21 protein-coding genes, 1 tRNA gene and 1 pseudogene are annotated in these 19,343 nt (G+C 40.8%); 10 read left to right on the plus strand and 13 right to left on the minus strand.

Annotated features, from left to right (window positions below; translation table 11 throughout):
- The first annotated feature begins 680 nt into the window (after window positions 1-680).
- A complete protein-coding gene (locus CKY02_RS18865) occupies window positions 681-1,193 on the plus strand; it encodes a DUF6622 family protein (protein ID WP_112896474.1) in 513 nt (170 codons plus the stop codon).
- Between the two features lie 150 nt (window positions 1,194-1,343).
- Here CKY02_RS18865 and CKY02_RS18870 read toward each other — a convergent pair whose 3' ends face one another.
- Window positions 1,344-1,739, minus strand: a complete 396-nt coding sequence (locus CKY02_RS18870) for a hypothetical protein (RefSeq protein ID WP_238399214.1) — start codon at window positions 1,737-1,739, stop codon at window positions 1,344-1,346.
- A 208-nt stretch (window positions 1,740-1,947) separates the two neighbouring features.
- Between CKY02_RS18870 and CKY02_RS26425 the strand changes: the two genes are divergently transcribed.
- Complete coding sequence (locus CKY02_RS26425; RefSeq protein ID WP_275658229.1) at window positions 1,948-2,070, plus strand: hypothetical protein; 123 nt, start codon at window positions 1,948-1,950, stop codon at window positions 2,068-2,070.
- A gap of 612 nt (window positions 2,071-2,682) precedes the next feature.
- On the opposite strand, the gene mltD is transcribed toward CKY02_RS26425, so the two are convergent.
- Both mltD and gloB read right to left on the minus strand, forming a co-directional pair.
- Window positions 2,683-4,044 (minus strand): murein transglycosylase D, encoded by a 1,362-nt coding sequence (mltD, locus tag CKY02_RS18875; protein ID WP_112896475.1) that lies wholly within the window; start codon window positions 4,042-4,044, stop codon window positions 2,683-2,685.
- Window positions 4,045-4,115: 71 nt separating this feature from the next.
- Window positions 4,116-4,868 (minus strand): hydroxyacylglutathione hydrolase, encoded by a 753-nt coding sequence (gene gloB, locus CKY02_RS18880; protein ID WP_112896476.1) that lies wholly within the window; start codon window positions 4,866-4,868, stop codon window positions 4,116-4,118.
- 42 nt (window positions 4,869-4,910) lie between these two features.
- Here gloB and CKY02_RS18885 point away from each other — a divergent pair, with 42 nt between their 5' ends.
- Window positions 4,911-5,627 carry a class I SAM-dependent methyltransferase gene (locus CKY02_RS18885; protein WP_112896477.1) on the plus strand — a complete coding sequence of 239 codons (717 nt, stop codon included), beginning with the start codon at window positions 4,911-4,913 and terminating at the stop codon, window positions 5,625-5,627.
- Here the strand turns inward: CKY02_RS18885 and rnhA are convergent.
- On the minus strand, window positions 5,624-6,094 hold the full coding sequence (gene rnhA / locus CKY02_RS18890) for a ribonuclease HI (protein ID WP_112896478.1): 471 nt from the start codon (window positions 6,092-6,094) through the stop codon (window positions 5,624-5,626). The two genes, CKY02_RS18885 and rnhA, sit on opposite strands and share 4 nt — an antisense overlap.
- 57 nt (window positions 6,095-6,151) lie before the next feature.
- Here rnhA and dnaQ point away from each other — a divergent pair, with 57 nt between their 5' ends.
- Entirely contained in the window at window positions 6,152-6,898 is a 747-nt protein-coding gene (gene dnaQ / locus CKY02_RS18895; RefSeq protein WP_112896479.1) for a DNA polymerase III subunit epsilon, read from the plus strand.
- 129 nt (window positions 6,899-7,027) lie between these two features.
- Window positions 7,028-7,104, plus strand: a tRNA-Asp gene (locus tag CKY02_RS18900).
- A 115-nt stretch (window positions 7,105-7,219) separates the two neighbouring features.
- Here CKY02_RS18900 and CKY02_RS18905 read toward each other — a convergent pair.
- Window positions 7,220-7,486 carry a helix-turn-helix domain-containing protein gene (locus CKY02_RS18905; protein ID WP_011145309.1) on the minus strand — a complete coding sequence of 89 codons (267 nt, stop codon included), beginning with the start codon at window positions 7,484-7,486 and terminating at the stop codon, window positions 7,220-7,222.
- 444 nt (window positions 7,487-7,930) lie between these two features.
- On the opposite strand from CKY02_RS18905, the gene CKY02_RS24105 reads away from it, so the two are divergent.
- Window positions 7,931-8,239: a hypothetical protein gene (locus tag CKY02_RS24105; protein ID WP_146747476.1), complete on the plus strand. Its 309-nt coding sequence runs from the start codon at window positions 7,931-7,933 to the stop codon at window positions 8,237-8,239.
- Here CKY02_RS24105 and CKY02_RS18910 read toward each other — a convergent pair.
- Genes CKY02_RS18910 through CKY02_RS18920 form a run of 3 tightly spaced genes read right to left on the minus strand, consistent with a single transcriptional unit; the run spans window position 8,196 to window position 10,315 of the window.
- Window positions 8,196-8,864, minus strand: a complete 669-nt coding sequence (locus tag CKY02_RS18910; protein WP_112896480.1) for a helix-turn-helix transcriptional regulator — start codon at window positions 8,862-8,864, stop codon at window positions 8,196-8,198. The two genes, CKY02_RS24105 and CKY02_RS18910, sit on opposite strands and share 44 nt — an antisense overlap.
- 17 nt (window positions 8,865-8,881) lie before the next feature.
- Window positions 8,882-9,565 carry a helix-turn-helix transcriptional regulator gene (locus CKY02_RS18915; protein WP_112896481.1) on the minus strand — a complete coding sequence of 228 codons (684 nt, stop codon included), beginning with the start codon at window positions 9,563-9,565 and terminating at the stop codon, window positions 8,882-8,884.
- A gap of 60 nt (window positions 9,566-9,625) precedes the next feature.
- Window positions 9,626-10,315 (minus strand): PAS domain-containing protein, encoded by a 690-nt coding sequence (locus tag CKY02_RS18920; RefSeq protein ID WP_112896482.1) that lies wholly within the window; start codon window positions 10,313-10,315, stop codon window positions 9,626-9,628.
- A gap of 777 nt (window positions 10,316-11,092) precedes the next feature.
- Here CKY02_RS18920 and tkt point away from each other — a divergent pair.
- The gene (gene tkt / locus CKY02_RS18925; RefSeq protein ID WP_112896483.1) at window positions 11,093-13,087 is read left to right on the plus strand and encodes a transketolase; all 1,995 of its coding nucleotides are present in this window, start codon (window positions 11,093-11,095) and stop codon (window positions 13,085-13,087) included.
- A 106-nt stretch (window positions 13,088-13,193) separates the two neighbouring features.
- Here tkt and CKY02_RS18930 read toward each other — a convergent pair whose 3' ends face one another.
- Window positions 13,194-13,565 carry an antibiotic biosynthesis monooxygenase family protein gene (locus CKY02_RS18930; protein WP_011145312.1) on the minus strand — a complete coding sequence of 124 codons (372 nt, stop codon included), beginning with the start codon at window positions 13,563-13,565 and terminating at the stop codon, window positions 13,194-13,196.
- A 157-nt stretch (window positions 13,566-13,722) separates the two neighbouring features.
- A complete protein-coding gene (locus CKY02_RS18935) occupies window positions 13,723-14,244 on the minus strand; it encodes a MarR family winged helix-turn-helix transcriptional regulator (RefSeq protein ID WP_167405337.1) in 522 nt (173 codons plus the stop codon).
- 388 nt (window positions 14,245-14,632) lie between these two features.
- Here CKY02_RS18935 and epd point away from each other — a divergent pair, with 388 nt between their 5' ends.
- From epd to fbaA, 3 genes are all read left to right on the plus strand, one after another.
- Entirely contained in the window at window positions 14,633-15,652 is a 1,020-nt protein-coding gene (gene epd, locus CKY02_RS18940) for an erythrose-4-phosphate dehydrogenase (protein ID WP_112896485.1), read from the plus strand.
- Window positions 15,653-15,734: 82 nt separating this feature from the next.
- A complete protein-coding gene (gene pgk, locus CKY02_RS18945) occupies window positions 15,735-16,898 on the plus strand; it encodes a phosphoglycerate kinase (RefSeq protein ID WP_112896486.1) in 1,164 nt (387 codons plus the stop codon).
- A gap of 62 nt (window positions 16,899-16,960) precedes the next feature.
- Window positions 16,961-18,037: a class II fructose-bisphosphate aldolase gene (gene fbaA / locus CKY02_RS18950; protein WP_112896487.1), complete on the plus strand. Its 1,077-nt coding sequence runs from the start codon at window positions 16,961-16,963 to the stop codon at window positions 18,035-18,037.
- 67 nt (window positions 18,038-18,104) lie between these two features.
- Here the strand turns inward: fbaA and CKY02_RS18955 are convergent, their stop codons facing one another.
- The 3 genes and pseudogenes from CKY02_RS18955 to CKY02_RS18965 form a co-directional block, all read right to left on the minus strand.
- Entirely contained in the window at window positions 18,105-18,617 is a 513-nt protein-coding gene (locus tag CKY02_RS18955; protein WP_112896488.1) for a GNAT family N-acetyltransferase, read from the minus strand.
- Complete coding sequence (locus tag CKY02_RS18960) at window positions 18,595-18,891, minus strand: type II toxin-antitoxin system TacA family antitoxin (protein WP_112896489.1); 297 nt, start codon at window positions 18,889-18,891, stop codon at window positions 18,595-18,597. The genes CKY02_RS18955 and CKY02_RS18960 overlap by 23 nt, the downstream gene beginning before the upstream one ends.
- A gap of 343 nt (window positions 18,892-19,234) precedes the next feature.
- Window positions 19,235-19,343 (minus strand): annotated as a pseudogene (locus CKY02_RS18965) (IS5/IS1182 family transposase); the annotation flags it as partial.

Consider the following 19,343-nt stretch of genomic DNA (forward strand, 5'->3'; position numbering starts at 1 on the left):
GGCGTGAGAAATCAGGCCTATTAGTAAGCAGGTTTATGGTTTCCGCTTGAATTTAGACCATTATTTGTTTCGGGAGTATTTTCCCAGACAGTCAATTTCTCCCTGGCTCATTACTTATCGACTTTGTTTTTTCTCTGTGTAAAGGTAATGAAAGAAATACTGATATCATTGAACTGCATAAAGTCAAATTCTTAAAGGCTGTAATACCTAATCACAACTATACGGTATCATTCAGGGTTGATAGAGGCGAAATGTCAGGTGACTTTTTTATCTATGCTGAAAATGGTGAACGCCGTGTTAATGGTAACTTCTCCTTATCCAGGTATTGTCATGAATGGTTTGTTTAAATTTGTTATTTCTCTGATTCCTTGGGATTTCTATTCTTATGTGATGTCTACTTCATTAACCTTAGAAACAACATTTTCCATCTGGTGGCTGCCATTAATTTCTCACTATCCCGCAAGTTTCCGTTACGCTATTTTGGATTTTTTTAATAAATGGAATAATAAGCTATTTTCTTGTATCAAGGGTAAATTCTCGCTTATACTCTTTAAGTTTTGTTATTTTAGCCATGCTCTCCTCTAAGTATTTACCAACAATGATGAGAGAGTATTACAGAAAAAAATATAAATCACCTAAGTTAGAAGTTTCTCATACGAAGAAGATTAATGGAGAATAACATGTCACTCACCGTCATTATAGAAGACACACCTATTTGGGTGTGGATCCTTCTTGTATTGCTTGTTATGAGAGGAATTAGTGCTCTGTCCGATCGTGAAATGCGCGTAGAACGCATTTTCTTATTGCCTATCGTGTTTTTAGTCTGGGGAGTGCATAGCGTCCTCTGCAAAACCTACTTCTCAGATTTATCATTAATGACGATGGGAGTAGGCCTAGTTGTCGGCATTGCTATTGGTTGGATATTGTGGAAATCCCTACCACGATTAAGAGAAAAACCTGATAGCACTTTAATTATCCGTCCAGGTACTTCGCTGACGCTGGTGCTGATTGTGACTACTTTTGTGAGCAAATTTATTATGACAGCTATGTTAAGTATTCATCCAGTGTTGCTGCATTCATTATATTATAATCTGCTGTTCGGCCTATTAAGTGGCGTTCTTGACGGTGTTTTCTGGGGGGGAACGCTGAATCTTTTTATTTCATGGTATAAGAATAGGAATGAAAGCACATAATTAACATTACCTCTGCTTACATAATACGTATATTATCACTCGCTTTTTAGTTGGAACGTATAGGAAATTAATCCTGATACCACTTCCAACAAGAAACCAAGCTGACAAGGTATCTGTCAGCTCAAATCTGCTTTATTGTGCAGAAAATACCTACAAAGCGTTATCATCATCGTATGTCCGATTCACTTTTTGGGTAACAAACTCTTCGACGGATTGAACTTTGATTGGGCCGTTGGGACCATATTTGTAGATATTGCCAGCCAGATTGCTGACTAAATACATGACATACGACATTCTATTGGGTTGTCCATTGCGTTCTGTACGAACAACGCCATGCACATTGGCCCGAACATTCGGCATTAAATTTTCTGTCAGCACTTCGATCGAACTACCAAAGTTAATTATTAGGTATCCTGGAACAGGATCAATAGCCAAAAGCTCATCATTTATGTAAGCCAGTAGGCCACGTTCAGTTGATCTTAAGGAGGAAAAAACCATCCCGGAGGGCTCGATTAAAGCCGTCGTTGTCAGTAAAAATGAGATCATCTCCCTCTAGATAGGAGCGCGCCATATCTGCTGATTTATATGTTTTTGAGGCTTCGCTTTCCGATGGCATTGGTGGTAGTTTGATTGGTGTTCACATTGTTGATGATGTTGTCATAGTGATAGTCCTTAGATGTGGTAAAAGAACTTTTGTTTATTCTTTTGTATCTCGGCAATGTATGTTGCCGATATTACATGTAGTGCTTATTATGTGAATCTACCTATACCCGTTATCCTTCAAGTTGCCTCTTTGTTGGCTGCACTCGCTCACCCCGGTCACATAGTTACCTATGCTCCCGGGGATTCACTCCCTTGCCGTCGCGATGCATCTTGAAATCCATAGGGTATAGTGTATTAATCTGTTTTTTCGTTATATTAACGTCTGGATAATTATATTAATAAGTTTATTTGTTAAAACGCCATTTGTTAAAACATTAAGTAACTATTTGGCAAAGTAATTGATATTGATTATTAACTATCCTAGCTGATTTTTTGAATATTACAAGAATTTGATGATTTATATATGAAAAATAATAAAAATATAAATGGCGATAATAGGGTCATGTTTTTTAATCGGTTGTTAATATGAAAGTTTTATAAATGACTTGGTTATGTTTTATTGTTAAATGTGATAGTTTATCAATGATATTTTTATAATTTCCATTAATTCTATTAATTAATATTTTATCGTGATTATATTGTTATATTATTTAAATGCGATTTCTTAAATAGTATGTTTAACATCTTGCAATATTGATAATTAAGTCGATTTTAATGATTGAGTGTTATATTTATCAATTGATTATATGATTTCCTTGCACTGTTTATCAATTTGTTTGATTTCGGAAAGAGTAAGCTAGGGTTTATTCCACTAAATATGAAAAATGGCCCTAAGAGAGGGCCGTCTATTATATTTCTTTAACAACAAATAGTTGCAGGAAAAGTTTTAAACTTCATCATAATATTCATTGATATAAAGCGTTAGTTCAATTCCTGGCTTGATATCTGTTGTTTTTATACCATCGTTCCAGTTCATTAAATCCTTAATATTGATGCCATGACGTTTAGCAATACTGGCAATTGAGTCGCCTTGGCGTACACGGTAAATAATAGCATTGTCATTATTTACTCTTAATAATTGTCCAATTTTTAACAATCTGGCGGTTTTCAGATTATTCAGGCGCTGTAATTCACGGATGGAAACATTAAATCGCTTTGCAATAGCGGATAATGTATCACCTGAACGAACTTTATATTGGTTTTGTTTACTCAGTCGGCGGTTGTTTTTAGCAACTTCTTGACGAATATTGCTCAAAACTGTTTTATTGGCCAGCGAGTTTTTAAACTGATCAACTTTTGCCTTTGGCAGCATGATGTAATGTGGACCGTTCGGCGATGTCACTCCTCGCTTATACCCAGGGTTGTAGGCTTTAATTGATGTCAGGGACATGCCCGCCAGTTCTGCGGCTTGAGACAGCGTGATTTGTTGACCGACATCAACCTGATCAAGCGCCCGCTGATTATTGGATTTTGGCAGCGTAATGCCATATTTATCACTGTTACGGATGACATCACTGAGTGCCAGAACTTTAGGTACATAGAGCGAGGTCTCCCGTGGTAGTGATAATGACCAGAAATCCGTTGGCTTGCCTTTTACTTGGTTTTCTTTTATTGCACGCATAACACGGCCTTCGCCGCTGTTATATGCAGCAATAGTCAATAACCAGTCACCATTGAACATTTTATTCAGGCGTTGTAACAGATTCAGGGCGGCAGTTGTTGATGCGGCAACATCCCGACGTGCGTCGTACCATTTATCCTGAGTAAGACCGTAATTGCGACCCGTATCCGGGATAATTTGCCACAGACCAGCGGCCTTAGCGCGTGAGGTAGCATGCGGGTTAAAAGCACTCTCCACTATGGGTACCAATACCAGTTCCATCGGCATATCGCGTTGCTTGATCTGCCTGACTATCCAGTACATATACGGTTCAGCCCGTAAAGTTACATCGTGGAGATAGCTCTTGTTTTTCAGGTAATAATTTCGTTGTTCACGTACCCTGTAGTTATCAGGGATCTTCATCTTCAACTCATCACGGATGTATCCCCACAGCTCACGCTGAGCGCCAGAATCATCCTCTCCCCAGTAGGCAGTACGCTGATTGGTATCATCAGTTGCTATCTTGCCTGTCTTTAGACTCGTTGAAGACGAATTCTGTGCCCGTTGTCCGGCTGTCGTCGACCAATCAGGCCCTGATTGACAGCCAACCAGCAAGACAGATGCGAACAGAATCGCTTTTGTCTTCATAATTAATTTTTATGGTCGCTTAAAAGACGACCAATAATACTTATCTTGGTTTGATATAGCAACTCTCTAAATCAAAATTGATCTTTTTGTCTTCTTAGTTGACGGAAAACGGCGGAAAGCGGTTGAGAGTTGGGTGTAATTCCAATATTTCTTTGTAAATCAATATCATCACATTTTAAGAAAATATTGATTTTTTTCTCAGTTTGTAATGTGGTTGGTGTTGTTGGTTGATTATTTTCCCTCATTCTGATTACTTTTTGCTGGTATTCGCTAATAATCTGATTGGGTAAAACAGTATAAGCAAATTTCATATTAGAAACGGTATATTCATGGGCGCAACAGATCAGTGTATCATCGGGCAGCTCAGCGATTTTTCCGATAGATGTATACATCTGCTCAGCGGTGCCTTCAAAGAGACGTCCACAGCCACCAGAGAACAAGGTATCCCCACAAAAGAGATAAGGCGCTTGATAAAAAGCAATGTGCCCCAGAGTATGGCCTGGAACATCGATGATCTGGAAAGAAAAGTGACCGAAATTGATGCTATCACCGCCACATACTATCATGGTGGCACCTTTGTTCTGGGTTTCTGCTGGGCCGTATACTAGTAGCTCAGGGAATTGATCAATAATTCCAGGGACGCCACCAACATGATCGTGATGATGATGGGTAAGTAAAATTGCATCGGGTATCCAGCCGCGAGATTCCAAGGTATCAAGAACAGGTTGTGATTCTGCCGGATCAACGATGACAACATGTCTATTCTCATCACAAAGTAACCAAATGTAATTATCTGAAAGGGCCGGAATGCTGATAAGCTCCATTGTATACCTCTTATTAACAGCGGGTTATAAGGAAAAGAAGCCATGAAATCTGCACATACAATACAGAATATAAATCCCCCGGCTTCTTGGGCTGATTTACCTTGGGGGGAGTATTACCGTGCCGCTTTGGAGCACCAATTACAACCCTGGTGGCCGAAAATATTTGGTTTCCATCTGCTGAAAGTCGGTAATTTGAGTGCTGAAATTGACAGTAATGGCTGTCCGATTTTTAATCAGATTAATGTCGGTAGGGAAGGCAAGAATATGCAGGTGATTAGCGATCCTTACCATCTGCCGTTTGAAGAAAAGTCCGTTGATGCTTGCTTACTGAGTCATATGTTGGCTTACAGCGCTGATCCCCATCGTCTTTTACGGGAAGTTGACCGGGTGATGATTGATGATGGCTGGCTCATTATCAGTGGTTTTAATTCATTGAGTCTGCTTGGTTTGGGGAAATTAGTACCGGGATTATGGCGTCATCAACCCTATTGCAGCCGGATGTTTTCCATGATGCGCCAACTTGATTGGTTGAGCTTGCTTAATTATGAAGTGGTGTATCGTGACAGCTTTCAAGTATTGCCCTGGCGAAATGAAACAGGTTTTTCTAATCGGCACTTGTCTGTATTAGGCTGTGTCAGTCTGATTATTGCCCGCAAGCGCACACTGCCATTAACACTAAGTCAGAGAAAAGTGACGCGATTAAAACCTAAATTGGGCAATGCCGTTGGCGTAACAAAATGTTACCGAAAGCGTAATTAATCTCTATTTTCGAGATATCCCGCGTCGGTTTCTGTTGGTGAGTTTGCTGCGGCACGGGCCAGTTCATCACAACGCTCATTTTCATCATGTCCGGCGTGGCCTTTGACCCATTGCCAATCAATGTCATGGCGGCTAATGGCTTGATCGAGACGCTGCCATAAATCGACATTGCTGACAGGAGATTTATCTGCTTTACGCCAGCCGCGTTTTTTCCAGTTATGGATCCATTGTGTAATGCCTTGACGCACATATTGGCTGTCGGTGGTTAAGACAATTTTGCAAGGGCGAGTCAGCGTTTCCAGGCCAATAATTGCCGCCATGAGCTCCATTCTGTTGTTTGTTGTACGATAAAAACCTCCGCTAAGGTTTTTTTCGTGTTGTTGATAACGTAATAACACACCGTAGCCTCCAGGCCCCGGATTGCCGAGACAAGATCCATCGGTGAAAATTTCTACCTGTTTGCTCATATCTGGTAGACTCTTCTTATTCAATTCAAAACCCTAAGTCTGACACAAAAAGGCATTATGAGCACTGTAATTACACGACAAGTTGTCCTTGATACCGAAACGACTGGTATGAATAAATTAGGTGTTCACTATGAAGGACACAAAATTATTGAAATTGGGGCCGTGGAGCTTGTTAACCGTCGTTTAACGGGTCGCCATTTTCATGTCTACATTCGACCGGATAGATTGGTCGATCCTGAAGCATTTGAAGTGCATGGGATCAGTGATGAATTTTTGCAGGATAAGCCGCTGTTTGTTGACATTGTAGATGAGTTTATTGAATTTATTCGCGGGGCTGAATTGATTATCCATAATGCTCCCTTCGATATCGGCTTTATCGATTATGAGTTTGGCAAGCTGAATCGTGATATTCCGCCAACTGCGGATTTCTGCAAGATTACTGATAGCTTACAACTTGCAAGAGGGTTATTTCCGGGGAAAAGAAATAACCTTAATGCGTTATGTGATCGTTATGATATAGACAATTCTAAACGAACCTTACATGGGGCGTTACTCGATGCTGAGATATTGTCTGATGTCTATTTGATAATGACAGGCGGGCAGACTTCTCTTGCCTTTTCAATGGAAGGGGAGGTTGCTGGCGGTGCGAATGTTTCTGAAATACAGCGTATTACCCGGTCTCAAACGGCATTAAAAGTTATTTATGCAACGGATGAAGAGCTCGCGGCACATGAATCCAGGTTGGATTTAGTGGAGAAGAAAGGCGGGAGCTGTTTATGGCGTATGAATTCTGGACAAAGCTAATATAAAATTGCAGATAAATTACCTTTTTGGGTGAAAAGTTGATCAGGCGCGCCGCTTTGTTATAAAAAATATTGACGGAATGATCTTGGATTCGTAATATTCACCTTGTTCTCAACCAGAACACTGCGCGGTGCGGTAGTTCAGTCGGTTAGAATACCGGCCTGTCACGCCGGGGGTCGCGGGTTCGAGTCCCGTCCGCACCGCCAAAGATTCCGAAGCCCTGGGTAGTTGCCCGGGGCTTTTTCATTCGTACTTATATCATTCAGTAATCTCTCGATAATAGACAATGATGAAATTGCATTGAAATAAGACATAGAGACGCTACCAGCTTTCTATAGTGCTTGTTTCTGCAATTCTTATTAGGAATTTATTTTCTTTACCAGGTTTATAGCGTGATGGCCAAATATCCGATGGATGTAAACCCAATTCAGTGGCAATTAATGCTTCTCCCTTTGGCCACGGGCGATGTAATGCATTACTCAATGTCGATGATGCTAATCCGGCTTTTCGGGAAACGGCTGAAAGATTTGTTCCTTGTTTTCTCAGTGCTGCAATAATATCTGCCGGATGCCAGTCTTGAATATCCATGAATAATCTCCAAATTTTAATTGTGAGAAAAACATTGATAATAGATAAATTATCAATGTCTTGCTGTTTGGTAGTAATTAGGTGCAGATTATCAATGAAGATTAATTGAATTGGCTATCGGAGATAATACTGAATAATGGTATCGATTGTTTTATAGCAAAATATGACCTATATATTGAAGGTGTTTTTTCTGGATGTAAAGAGTATTATTATTTTCTTTGAAAAATATTATTGGTTTAATAACTTAAATAGCTAATAATTTCTGACGAATATTTTCACTCTGTTTTTCATACAATTTATTAATGATTTTGTATTCACATAATAAATGCAGTGAAATTGCTTGTTTTTTGTAAGCCACGACCCGAAATTCTATTCCATATATACTCAAGATACTTCAAAGTGCATGTTTGAAAAACGATTATGTTGTTGAATTTAAATGTTTTTATGTCTGACGACTCAAGCATCTTGAAGTTCATTCGGTATATCATCTGGTTGAGTCGTGGTAATAATCAAATTTCTTATATATTCATAGTTGGCTTTTATACCCTATGGATTTCAAGTTGCATCGCGACGGCAAGGGAACGAATCCCCGGGAGCATAGATAACTATGTGACCGGGGTGAGTGAGTGCAGCCAACAAAGAGGCAGCCTGAAAGATGACGGGTATATAATATTGTCGCCTTATAATAACTTTAATATAAAGATGATGTTTATGAGTAAGGGAATAAAAATCTCTCTGGTATATAAAGGTTAAAATTATTCATACGGCAGTACTCCTCAAATTGAGAATCAGAGTTAATTTTTAGTTTTTGATATGTTTTTTCTATCTGGTCTTTTACTGATTGATAAGGAATATTGAGTCTCTCACTGATTTCCCTTTTGCTGTGTTTTGCCAGAAATAGAAAAATAATTTCCCATTCTTGTTGGGAAAATTGTTCTGAGGGAGAACAAAACATAATGGAAGGCGGTAGTTTCCCATTGAAAAATTCTTTTAAAGCAAGCGCTTTTGCTTTCCGTCCATGAAAAATAATGCCAATACATTCATTATCTTCATTATAAAATGGGAATTTCTCGAAAAAATAGGAAGAAAGATGTTTTTCCTTGCCAAACCTATGTGTCTCTAATGAGGATATACTTTTTTCCAAACGCATGACAGTTCTGTCATGTCGTTGAAATTGCTCTTCAAAGATTGCTCCTGCCCAAGGTAATTCACAATCAAAACGCCCTTCGACGTTTAAATTAAGTGGGATATCTTGTAGCATAGCCATTGCTTTATTTTCATAAATAAAGCAAGTGCTTTTATCTTTAATTCCCCAAGGATCATGGCTATTTTTTATGGTGTTTATTATTTGTGCTGATATGTTATTTGCTGTTTTCATCTGTTTTATTTACCACATTATATAAACATTTTACTTCCCGGTTTTAAAAATCTCTCAGGAACATAGAGATCAAAATCATTAAGGCGGCAGTATTCATCCAACTGTTGACCAGAGTTAATACCAATTTTCTTGTATATCCGTAACATATGCGTTTCTACCGTGCGATAAGAGATATTCAGTATTCGCCCGATTTGTTTACTGGTATATCTCTGTAGAAATAGAAAAATGACATCCCATTCCCGTTGAGTAAATAGCTCAGAAGGTGGCTGGAACATGATAGAAGCGGGAAGTTTACCATGAAAAAAGCGTGTCAGAGAAAAGGCTTCGGCTTTCCAGGCATGAAAAATAACGCCGACACATTGATTATCCCCATTATAAAAGGGAAATTTTTCAAAGAAATAGGAGGAAAGTAGTTTTTCTTTACCATATAAATGGGTTTCTAATGAACAGATTCTTTTTTCTGCTTGCATTACTGCTCTGTCATGGATCTGAAATTGTTCTGCAAAAGCGGCTCCTTCCCAAGGTAGATCATTGTCTAGACGTCCTTCTACATTAAAACCGCGGGGAAGATCGCGCAACATAGCCATTGCCTTGTTTTCATAAACAAAACGGGAGTTTTGATCTTTTATGCCCCAGGGTTCATGACTGGTTTCCATTAGATTAATAATTTGAGGCGATACGGTTAATTTTTTATAGCTCACAACATAATTCCTATCATTATTAGAAAAATATCTGGGTTTTAGATTTGAATTAATAGAAACTTACAACTCTTGGCTGCCAATAGTGACGAATCTTTCTGGAATATATAGGTCAAACTTATTTGCTTTGCAGAAATCTTCTAATTTTATATGCAGCGGTAGATTAAATTTTTGATAAATTGACTGAATATGATGAATGGTATCTTCTGTGCTTATCATTAATTCTTCGCTGATACTCTCTTCATCCGGTGTGCGAAGGGCCAGAAAAAGAACTTCCCATTCAGTTTGGGTTAGTATGTCGTTAGGCGGTGTAAATTCCAAAGCCGCTGGAGATGATTTTTCATGATAGTAAGCAGTAGAAAAGTTTTGGACTTTGGACATGTGAAACGTGATGCCGATGCAGTTCCCATTTTCATCACAAAGTGGGTATTTATTACAGAGATAGGTTTGTTTGACTTTATTTCCCCCAAAAAGGTGAGTCTCAAGTGAAGTGACTGTTTTCATGGTTTGCATCACTTTTTGATCCTGACGACAATATTCTTCTGTATATTCTGCAATAGGTGAAGGTAATTCGTCCGTTGCAAGCCCTGCAATATCGAAATCTTCAGGCAAATTGAGCAGTTGGTAAAAAGCAGGATTTGCGTATATAAATTTTGATTGGCGATCTTTAGCGCCCCACGGCTCATTACTTTTTTCCCACATGTAAATTAATTGCGGAGTGATATTATTTGGTCTGTTTTTGATATTTGACATGGAAGTGCCCTAGCTGTTAATTAAGTAATCATCTGTATGTCTATTTTATGTGTTCTATTTAAAATAACCTGATTGTATAATGGATTGCAATAATTAATTCGCAAAAAAAATAATATTTTTTTTATTTTATCCATATCTGTTAATTAAATTACTTATTATTTTAGGTAAAAATGTTATCATATAAGAAAATATAACCATAAGTATTATTTTATTTTAAATTGTTTATTTGTTTATTTGTTTATTGATATTAAAATAATATTGATTTTTGATTGGTGTTTTTTTACGTATTCACTATTGATAAATTAAATTATTAAGAGAACATTGCCCTATAATTCGGAACAATATAAAAAATCAATTTAGTTGCTGAAAATTACCATAAATCAAGAATGTGTCGCCTCTTAATTGGTTATTTTATCTCTTGATTTGCAACTAATATACCCTATGAATTTCAAGATGCATCGCGACGGCAAGGGAACGAATCCCCGGGAGCATAGCGAACTATGTGACCGGGGTGAGCGAGTGCAGCCAACAAAGAGGCAGCTTGGAAGATAACGGGTATAGCGGTGTTTAATTAATTTACCCCTTTATATGAACAGTGAGTTTGTTTATTACTTTGATGATGCTGAAATTCATTGTAGAACAGTAAGGTAAATCAAAGAATTGTCGTTCAGATGAAATTAAGATAGTTTCCTGATATTTGGCTTTAAAGATTGCGGTTTGTGTGCTGTGCTGAGAAAATTATTCCCCTAAACGTTTTTATCCCACTTGGAGTAGAAAATGACCACTCGTAAAACCCTTGCTAATGCTATTCGCTTCCTGAGCATGGATGCTGTGCAGAAAGCAAAATCAGGGCACCCTGGTGCGCCTATGGGAATGGCTGATATCGCTGAAGTTTTATGGCGTGATTATTTGAATCATAACCCAACTGATCCACATTGGGTCGATCGTGATCGTTTTGTATTGTCTAACGGTCATGGTTCTATGCTGATTTATAGCCTGTTGCATCTCACCGGTTATGGTGTTTCAGTTGATGATCTGAAAAATTTCCGTCAGTTACACTCTAAAACCCCAGGCCATCCTGAGTATGGCTATACTCCAGGCGTAGAAACTACGACAGGTCCTTTAGGGCAGGGGATTGCCAACGCAGTAGGTTTTGCGATTGCTGAACGCACTCTGGCCGCGCAATTTAACCGTCCTGGTCATGAGATCGTTGACCATAATACTTATGTCTTTATGGGTGATGGCTGCATGATGGAGGGCATTTCTCATGAAGTTTGTTCTCTGGCAGGAACATTAAAGCTAGGCAAGTTGGTTGCTTTCTATGATGACAATGGTATTTCCATTGATGGTCATGTTGAAGGCTGGTTTACGGATGATACGGCAAGCCGTTTTGAGGCTTATGGTTGGCATGTGATTCGCGGTGTTGATGGTCATAATGCAGATTCAGTTAAAGCGGCTATCGAAGAAGCACGTAAAGTTGCTGATAAACCTTCTCTGCTAATGTGCAAAACGATTATCGGTTTTGGTGCGCCAACCAAAGCGGGGACCCATGATTCTCATGGCGCGCCATTGGGTGATGCGGAAATTGCCGCGACTCGTGAAGCACTAGGTTGGAATTATCCGGCATTTGAAGTTCCAGCGGAAATCTATTCTGAGTGGGATGCAAAAGAAGCTGGCAATGCGAAACAAGCCGCTTGGAATGAAAAATTCTCTGCCTATGAAAAAGCGTATCCTGAATTAGCCGCTGAATTCAAACGTCGTACCGGTGGCGAATTACCGGCAAACTGGGAAGCTGAATCAAAAGCATTTATCGAGCAGTTGCAAGAAAATCCGGCCAATATTGCCAGCCGTAAAGCATCTCAGAATGCCTTGGAAGCTTTTGGTAAGGTGTTGCCTGAATTTATGGGGGGATCTGCTGATTTGGCACCAAGTAACCTCACGATGTGGTCAGGTTCTAAGCCGTTGAACGAAGATCAGGCAGGTAACTACATCCATTATGGCGTTCGTGAATTTGGCATGTCAGCCATTATGAACGGTATCGCTCTGCATGGTGGTTTTGTGCCTTATGGTGCAACCTTCTTGATGTTCGTTGAATATGCCCGTAACGCGGTGCGTATGGCGGCATTGATGAAAATTCGCAGCATTTTTGTTTATACCCATGACTCAATTGGTTTGGGTGAAGATGGTCCGACTCACCAGCCAGTAGAACAGCTTGCCAGTTTGCGTGTGACACCAAATTTGAGCACATGGCGCCCATGTGACCAGGTTGAATCTGCGGTGGCGTGGAAATATGCTATCGATCGTAAAGCAGGCCCATCAGCACTTATTTTCTCTCGTCAGAATCTGGCACAGCAAGAACGTACTGCTGAGCAGTTGGCTAATATCGAGAAAGGGGCTTACATCCTGAAAGATTGTCAGGGCCAGCCAGAACTGATTTTGATCGCAACGGGTTCAGAAATTGAATTGGCGGTGGAGGCTTACAATCAATTGATTGAGGAAGGTCGTCAGGTGCGCATAGTCTCCATGCCGTCTACTGACGCTTTTGATAAGCAAGATGCTGCATACCGAGAAGCGGTTCTGCCTGCTGCGGTTTCTGCACGTGTTGCAATCGAAGCGGGTATCGCCGATTACTGGTTTAAATATGTCGGTATGAATGGCGCTATCGTTGGTATGAATACATTTGGTGAATCAGCACCTGCTGATCAACTGTTTAAAACGTTTGGTTTCACTGTAGAGAATGTAGTCGCTAAGGCTAAAGCTCTGCTGAAATAATGAGTAAATTCATGAATGAGCGCACCTGAGGTAAATGTTGAGCGGGTGCGCTCTTTTTCTGTACGATGCCGTTATTGAAGATGGATTTGTGACGGTTTTCCTCGGCTTATGCCACGCAAATTCCAGGGACGGCTACTTTTTGGAATACGTGAGGCGAACCGACAATCCCATCAGGATACTTGGCGAGTTTCTCCTTGAATTCAGGGTCCGTGAACGCGGCGCGGAAACGCTCCAGACTCTCCCAAATGGCGTAGTTCATGAATGTGCCACTGCCAGCGATTCCGCGATGTAATTGTGCGGAAATCAGTCCTACCTTAGACCGGAAATATTCTGCATCTTCCTTCCAGGTTTCTATTAGGGTGTCAGCCATTGAGGGATCAACATGAAATATGTTCACCAGCACGATGGAGCCATCGGTGTTCGAAAATAACTGTTCCCGCAGGGTTACGTGGGTGTCCATTTCTTCTAGCTTGACCATTTCTATCTCCTGAAAATTATGTGTTTATATTTATGTTTGTATTGCTATCCTGCCGAGGCGAGTCGCGTGATTTACGCGGCTTTTGATGGCAACAATATGTCAACGTAGAGACAAACGCGTTCCACCAATTACATGCTGTTTCCACGTTGTATTTTGTTTAACTGTTTGGTAACTCTTTGTCGTTATTAACAAACGAATCCGTAGCGCTATGTCGTGTATTTGGCACTGGTGACTCTTCCAGCTTCGTCTCTAGGCTTATCAATGTGTTTAATGTCACTTTTAGCTCGTTAGGATCAGAGGATTGCACCAGTGATCCGACCCATTCAGCTTCCAGCGATATCGCCGCATCAAAAGTACGCCAACCAAGCTCGGTCAGTTGATAGAGTGGTGAGCGTTCATGCCGAGGGTTAGTGATGGTTTTCACCATTCCTGAACTCAGCCCGAGATTCAATTGCTTTTGCACTCCTTGGCGTGTGATACCCATTGCGGCGGCAATCTGAGGCGCGGTAAGTGGATGTGGTGCGTGCGCAATCGCACCAAGTACTTGCCATCTTGCACTCGTGATTCCTAACGGGGCAACGAGCTGATCCCCTTTAGAGAGCAGTAAGGCGTTGAGCCGAAATACCGCCAATGTGATCTCAGTGAATACCTCAAACGCTGAAGTTTTCTCGGTTGACACGATTTACTTCCTTTTCCTTAAATACATCAAAAAACGACAACCAGTTTCCACTTATTGAGATTAGATGTCAATATTTCAACAAGTGATATTGATGATCAATGTCGCAGTTGTGAGTAAATAACTGTGGGATTGTTTCTTTCTGCTTGCTTAAAGTTCGATATTTTCACTTCGTAGGTTGATCACTTTTTACTATTACTATTCGATTATTATTGCTATCAATTTCCTTTTCCCGTAACCTCATTATTTATAGCTGAATCGTTTCATTTTGTTATTTGAAGCGGTTTTTTGTGCTTGGTTTTAATAATTTTGTGATAAACAATCAGTACATGAGTGATTGAGTCGGTTATTCTAAGCGGTTGCGTGGTAATAACTATATTCAGGGAGTAACATGACAATTAAGGTAGCAATAAACGGTTTCGGCAGAATAGGGCGTAGTATTTTACGTGCTCTTTATGAGTCTGGACGTCGAGCTGAAATTGCGGTTATTGCTGTTAATGAGCTGGCAGATGCTGAAGGAATTGCTCACTTGCTGAAATATGACTCTAGTCACGGCCGTTTTGCTTGGGATGTGCGTCTGAATAATGATGTGTTGCAGGTTGGTGATGATAATATTCGCTTGTTTCATCAACCTGATATATCGATGTTGCCTTGGCAAGAACTGGGGATTGATATTGTTCTTGATTGCAGTGGGATTTATGGCAGCAGAGCTGATGGCGAGGCACATCTTGCCAGTGGCGCCAAAAAAGTGCTGTTTGCTCATCCGGGGGGTAATGATTTAGATGCGACTGTGGTTTATGGTGTGAATCAGCACTTACTGACAGCAGAGGATTGCATTGTGTCCAATGCTTCCTGTACCACTAATTGCATTATTCCCATCATTAAATTATTGGATGATGTATTTGAGATTGAATCGGGTACAGTGACAACCATTCATGCCTCAATGAATGACCAACCGGTGATTGATGCTTATCACAAAGATTTACGGCGTACTCGGGCTGCTAGTCAGTCTATCATTCCGGTGGATACTAAGCTGGCCGCAGGGATAACCCGGATTTTTCCAAAGTTCTGTGACCGTTTTGAAGCTATCTCCGTGCGTGTACCAACGATTAACGTTACAGCTATCGATTTGAGTGTTACGGTAAAATCTTCAGTAACTGTTAAGAAAATCAACGAATTAATGCAAAAATCAGCAGCTACTTCATTTCGTGGTATAGTTGACTATACCGAATTGCCGTTAGTCTCAACGGATTTTAACCACGATCCCCACAGCGCGATTGTTGATGGCACACAAACGCGAGTCAGTGGGCAACATCTGATTAAGACATTAGTCTGGTGTGATAATGAGTGGGGATTTGCTAACCGAATGTTGGATACAACGTTAGCAATGGCTGCTATGGGTTTCAAATGATCTGTTGTTGATCGACGGTCCATAATAGATCCGCACACGGCGCAAGATTAAATAATTTAGAGAATCAATGAGAGGATTCACCATGTCTGTAATTAAGATGACCGATTTAGATCTGGCGGGTAAGCGTGTTTTGATCCGCGCTGACCTGAACGTTCCGGTAAAAGATGGCAAAGTCACCTCTGATGCGCGTATCCGTGCTTCCTTACCGACCATTGAGGCAGCATTAAAACAGGGTGCCAAAGTCATGATCACTTCTCACCTTGGCCGCCCTACTGAAGGCGAATGCAATGAAGAATTCTCGCTGAAACCAGTAGTAGACTATCTAGAAGAGAAATTATCTTTCCCCGTTCGACTGGAAAAAGAGTATCTGGAAGGCGTGGATGTTGCGGAAGGTGAACTGGTTGTGCTGGAGAACGTTCGCTTTAATAAAGGTGAGAAGAAAGACGACGAAACCTTGGCTAAAAAATATGCTTCCCTGTGTGATATTTATGTCATGGATGCATTTGGTACTGCTCATCGTGCACAGGCTTCTACTCACGGAGTGGCTAAGTTTGCTCCTGTGGCCTGTGCCGGTCCTTTGTTGTCCGCAGAGTTAGAGGCATTAGGTAAAGCGTTAGATAATCCAGCTCGTCCAATGGTGGCTATCGTTGGGGGTTCTAAAGTTTCAACCAAGCTGACCGTTCTGGATACGCTGTCTAAAATTGCTGACCAACTGATTGTCGGTGGTGGTATCGCGAATACCTTTGTTGCCGCGGAAGGCCACAATGTCGGTCGTTCTCTCTATGAAGACGACTTGCTCCCGGAAGCGAAGAAATTGCTGATAAGCTGTGATATTCCGGTGCCAACCGATGTTCGTGTGGCAACAGAATTCTCTGAAACAGCCGAAGCAATCTTGAAATCTACCCACGATATTAAAGATGATGAGCAGATCCTCGATCTGGGAGATGAATCTGCTCAACGGCTGGCGGATATTCTGAAAAACGCCAAAACGATTCTATGGAATGGCCCGGTTGGTGTATTTGAATTCCCTAATTTCCGTCAAGGAACTGAAATTGTCGCGCGCGCCATTGCTGATAGTGATGCCTTCTCTATCGCCGGTGGCGGCGATACGCTGGCAGCGATCGACTTGTTCGGTATTGCTGACAAAATTTCTTATATCTCTACGGGTGGTGGTGCTTTCCTTGAGTTCGTGGAAGGGAAAAAACTGCCTGCGGTTGTGATGTTGGAAGAACGTGCAAAACAGTAATTAAGTCATGACGGGTAGCGGCTGATTGGCTGCCTGCCCGCTCTAAACAGGACCCACGTAACATGTCTAAAATTTTTGATTTCGTAAAACCGGGTGTCATCACTGGTGATGATGTTCAAAAAGTGTTCGCTATAGCCAAAGAAAACAGCTTTGCTTTACCGGCGGTCAACTGTGTAGGTACTGATTCAATCAATGCCGTGTTGGAAGCCGCTGCCAAAGTTCGTTCTCCCGTTATCATTCAGTTCTCTAACGGCGGTGCTGCTTTTATTGCCGGTAAAGGTTTGAAAGCTGAAGGTCAACAAACGGCTATTTTGGGTTCAATTTCTGGTGCTCACCATGTTCATCAGATGGCTGAACATTATGGTGTTCCTGTGATCCTGCATACTGACCACTGCGCACGTAAATTGTTGCCGTGGATTGATGGCCTGTTAGATGCAGGTGAAAAGCATTACGCAGCGATGGGTAAACCCCTATTCTCTTCTCACATGATTGATCTGTCAGAAGAATCTCTGGAAGAGAATATTGAGATTTGCAGCCAATATCTGGCTCGTATGGCAAAAATCGATATGACGCTGGAAATCGAGTTGGGTTGTACTGGTGGGGAAGAAGATGGGGTTGATAACAGCCATATGGATAGCTCTGCTCTGTACACTCAACCGGAAGATGTTGCTTATGCTTATGAGAAACTGAACGCTATCAGCCCACGTTTCACTATTGCGGCTTCTTTCGGTAACGTTCACGGTGTTTATAAGCCGGGTAACGTTAAACTGACGCCAAAAATTTTGCGTAACTCTCAAGACTATGTTTCTGAGAAATTCAATCTGCCACATAACAGCCTGGATTTTGTTTTCCACGGCGGTTCTGGTTCTACTGCGGAAGAAATCAAAGAAGCGGTCAGCTACGGCGTCGTTAAAATGAATATCGACACTGACACCCAATGGGCGACTTGGGAAGGTATTCTCAACTACTACCAAAAGAACGAAGGCTATCTGCAAGGTCAACTAGGTAATCCAGAAGGCGCAGATAAACCTAATAAGAAATTCTACGATCCACGGGTATGGCTGCGTGCCGGTCAGGTTTCTATGGCTGCCCGTCTGGAACAGGCATTCAAAGAATTGAACGCGATTGATGTATTGTAATTAGTGAAAGCGTTCCCTCTGAATTTTCATTCAGAGGGAACGTTAGCCGCATTCAGTAAATGAGATGTTACATCGCATCTACTCTTTTTATCATTTCCATTGCAACAGCCATAGACATGAACAGTTTGCTCTTTGTCTGAGGAAACTCCTCAAACCCTACGTTCATATACAGTTTTTTGGCTATGTCGTTCTTCGCATCGACGATAATCATCGGGGTAGGAATAGATTTTGACGACTCTATAGCTTTTCGAATTGCATCTATAAGCAATATTTCACCAAACCCTTGGCGTTGAAATGACTTACTTATAGCTAGGCGACCAATAAGTGCGCAATGTAGTGTAGAAGGGTACTTTTTCGATATTTGCTCTGGTAGTTCGTCTAGCTCTACCGTGCATAGTGCTAGGGAATAGTATCCCTTTATTTGAGATCCATTTTGACTACTTGTAAGGACGAATGTTCTTGATAAGTCCTTTTTATCATGTTGTCCCGATACTGCCTTCAAGTAGTTGTTTAGTGCGGGTTCACCACAGTTAAAATTATTTCTATCGTGTTTGTTTTTATCTAGACGTTCTATCTTCATTTTTTATTGTTTCTTTATGTCTACGAGCAGCACGAAGGAAACGTTTGTTTACTTTGATTGGTTTTTCCAATGCATGAACAAATGCCAATGCATCTTCTTGACACAATTGAATACGCATATTTTGTTCAATGAGTCTTTTTGCCTCTGCTACAGCAGCATTGGCAATAAAGCTATTCAAACTTGCATACCCTGATAGTGATAACGCCCTTTCAAGTAGCTCTTTGGTCTCTGAACTCACCCTTGTGGTGATTCTTTCATTTGCTAATGTGGTCATAAGCCTTACTCCTACCGCATTGCGGTTATTAGTTCTTTAGTTCACTATAGATATCCACTACTCGTTTGCATTATTTATTTGGAGCTAGCGGAACATATTGGTTTAGTGAAATGCTAAGTTTGCTTCATTGACTAGTTTAAGATTTTTTTTAACAAAATTCAACATGTGTGCCAAAATGACGCCATAATTGTGAGACTAAACAAACCATAGTCAGATAGAACAAAAATCATCAAAATTCGGGCGCAAGTGAATCTGAGTATGCAGAGTTGTTAGCAAAAACCGCCGTAAACCCTCTTTACGGCGGGAAGCAGTCACCTGAGTTGTACTAGGTTATGTCCCTCAATTAAATTATGGCCTTAAGAAATAAGCGGATACAACCTAATTTCACCATAGCGATATAATTTCTTGCTGTCTTTTCATAACGGGTGGCGATGCGACGATGCTCTTTGAGT

This window comes from Photorhabdus bodei (assembly GCF_003287735.1).
Classification (GTDB): domain Bacteria; phylum Pseudomonadota; class Gammaproteobacteria; order Enterobacterales; family Enterobacteriaceae; genus Photorhabdus; species Photorhabdus kayaii.

What these genes read in the sequence shown, in the direction of transcription:
- CKY02_RS24105 (WP_146747476.1), top strand. Translation starts at nt 7,931, where the DNA reads ATGTCTGACGACTCAAGCATCTTGAAGTTCATTCGGTATATCATCTGG.
- CKY02_RS18885 (WP_112896477.1), top strand. Translation starts at nt 4,911, where the DNA reads ATGAAATCTGCACATACAATACAGAATATAAATCCCCCGGCTTCTTGG.
- CKY02_RS18955 (WP_112896488.1), bottom strand. Translation starts at nt 18,617, where the DNA reads ATGAAGATAGAACGTCTAGATAAAAACAAACACGATAGAAATAATTTT.
- rnhA (WP_112896478.1), bottom strand. Translation starts at nt 6,094, where the DNA reads ATGAGCAAACAGGTAGAAATTTTCACCGATGGATCTTGTCTCGGCAAT.
- gloB (WP_112896476.1), bottom strand. Translation starts at nt 4,868, where the DNA reads ATGGAGCTTATCAGCATTCCGGCCCTTTCAGATAATTACATTTGGTTA.
- CKY02_RS18865 (WP_112896474.1), top strand. Translation starts at nt 681, where the DNA reads ATGTCACTCACCGTCATTATAGAAGACACACCTATTTGGGTGTGGATC.
- mltD (WP_112896475.1), bottom strand. Translation starts at nt 4,044, where the DNA reads ATGAAGACAAAAGCGATTCTGTTCGCATCTGTCTTGCTGGTTGGCTGT.
- CKY02_RS18960 (WP_112896489.1), bottom strand. Translation starts at nt 18,891, where the DNA reads ATGACCACATTAGCAAATGAAAGAATCACCACAAGGGTGAGTTCAGAG.
- tkt (WP_112896483.1), top strand. Translation starts at nt 11,093, where the DNA reads ATGACCACTCGTAAAACCCTTGCTAATGCTATTCGCTTCCTGAGCATG.
- CKY02_RS18930 (WP_011145312.1), bottom strand. Translation starts at nt 13,565, where the DNA reads ATGGTCAAGCTAGAAGAAATGGACACCCACGTAACCCTGCGGGAACAG.
- pgk (WP_112896486.1), top strand. Translation starts at nt 15,735, where the DNA reads ATGTCTGTAATTAAGATGACCGATTTAGATCTGGCGGGTAAGCGTGTT.
- CKY02_RS18920 (WP_112896482.1), bottom strand. Translation starts at nt 10,315, where the DNA reads ATGTCAAATATCAAAAACAGACCAAATAATATCACTCCGCAATTAATT.
- fbaA (WP_112896487.1), top strand. Translation starts at nt 16,961, where the DNA reads ATGTCTAAAATTTTTGATTTCGTAAAACCGGGTGTCATCACTGGTGAT.
- dnaQ (WP_112896479.1), top strand. Translation starts at nt 6,152, where the DNA reads ATGAGCACTGTAATTACACGACAAGTTGTCCTTGATACCGAAACGACT.
- CKY02_RS18870 (WP_238399214.1), bottom strand. Translation starts at nt 1,739, where the DNA reads ATGATCTCATTTTTACTGACAACGACGGCTTTAATCGAGCCCTCCGGG.
- epd (WP_112896485.1), top strand. Translation starts at nt 14,633, where the DNA reads ATGACAATTAAGGTAGCAATAAACGGTTTCGGCAGAATAGGGCGTAGT.
- CKY02_RS18905 (WP_011145309.1), bottom strand. Translation starts at nt 7,486, where the DNA reads ATGGATATTCAAGACTGGCATCCGGCAGATATTATTGCAGCACTGAGA.
- CKY02_RS18910 (WP_112896480.1), bottom strand. Translation starts at nt 8,864, where the DNA reads ATGAAAACAGCAAATAACATATCAGCACAAATAATAAACACCATAAAA.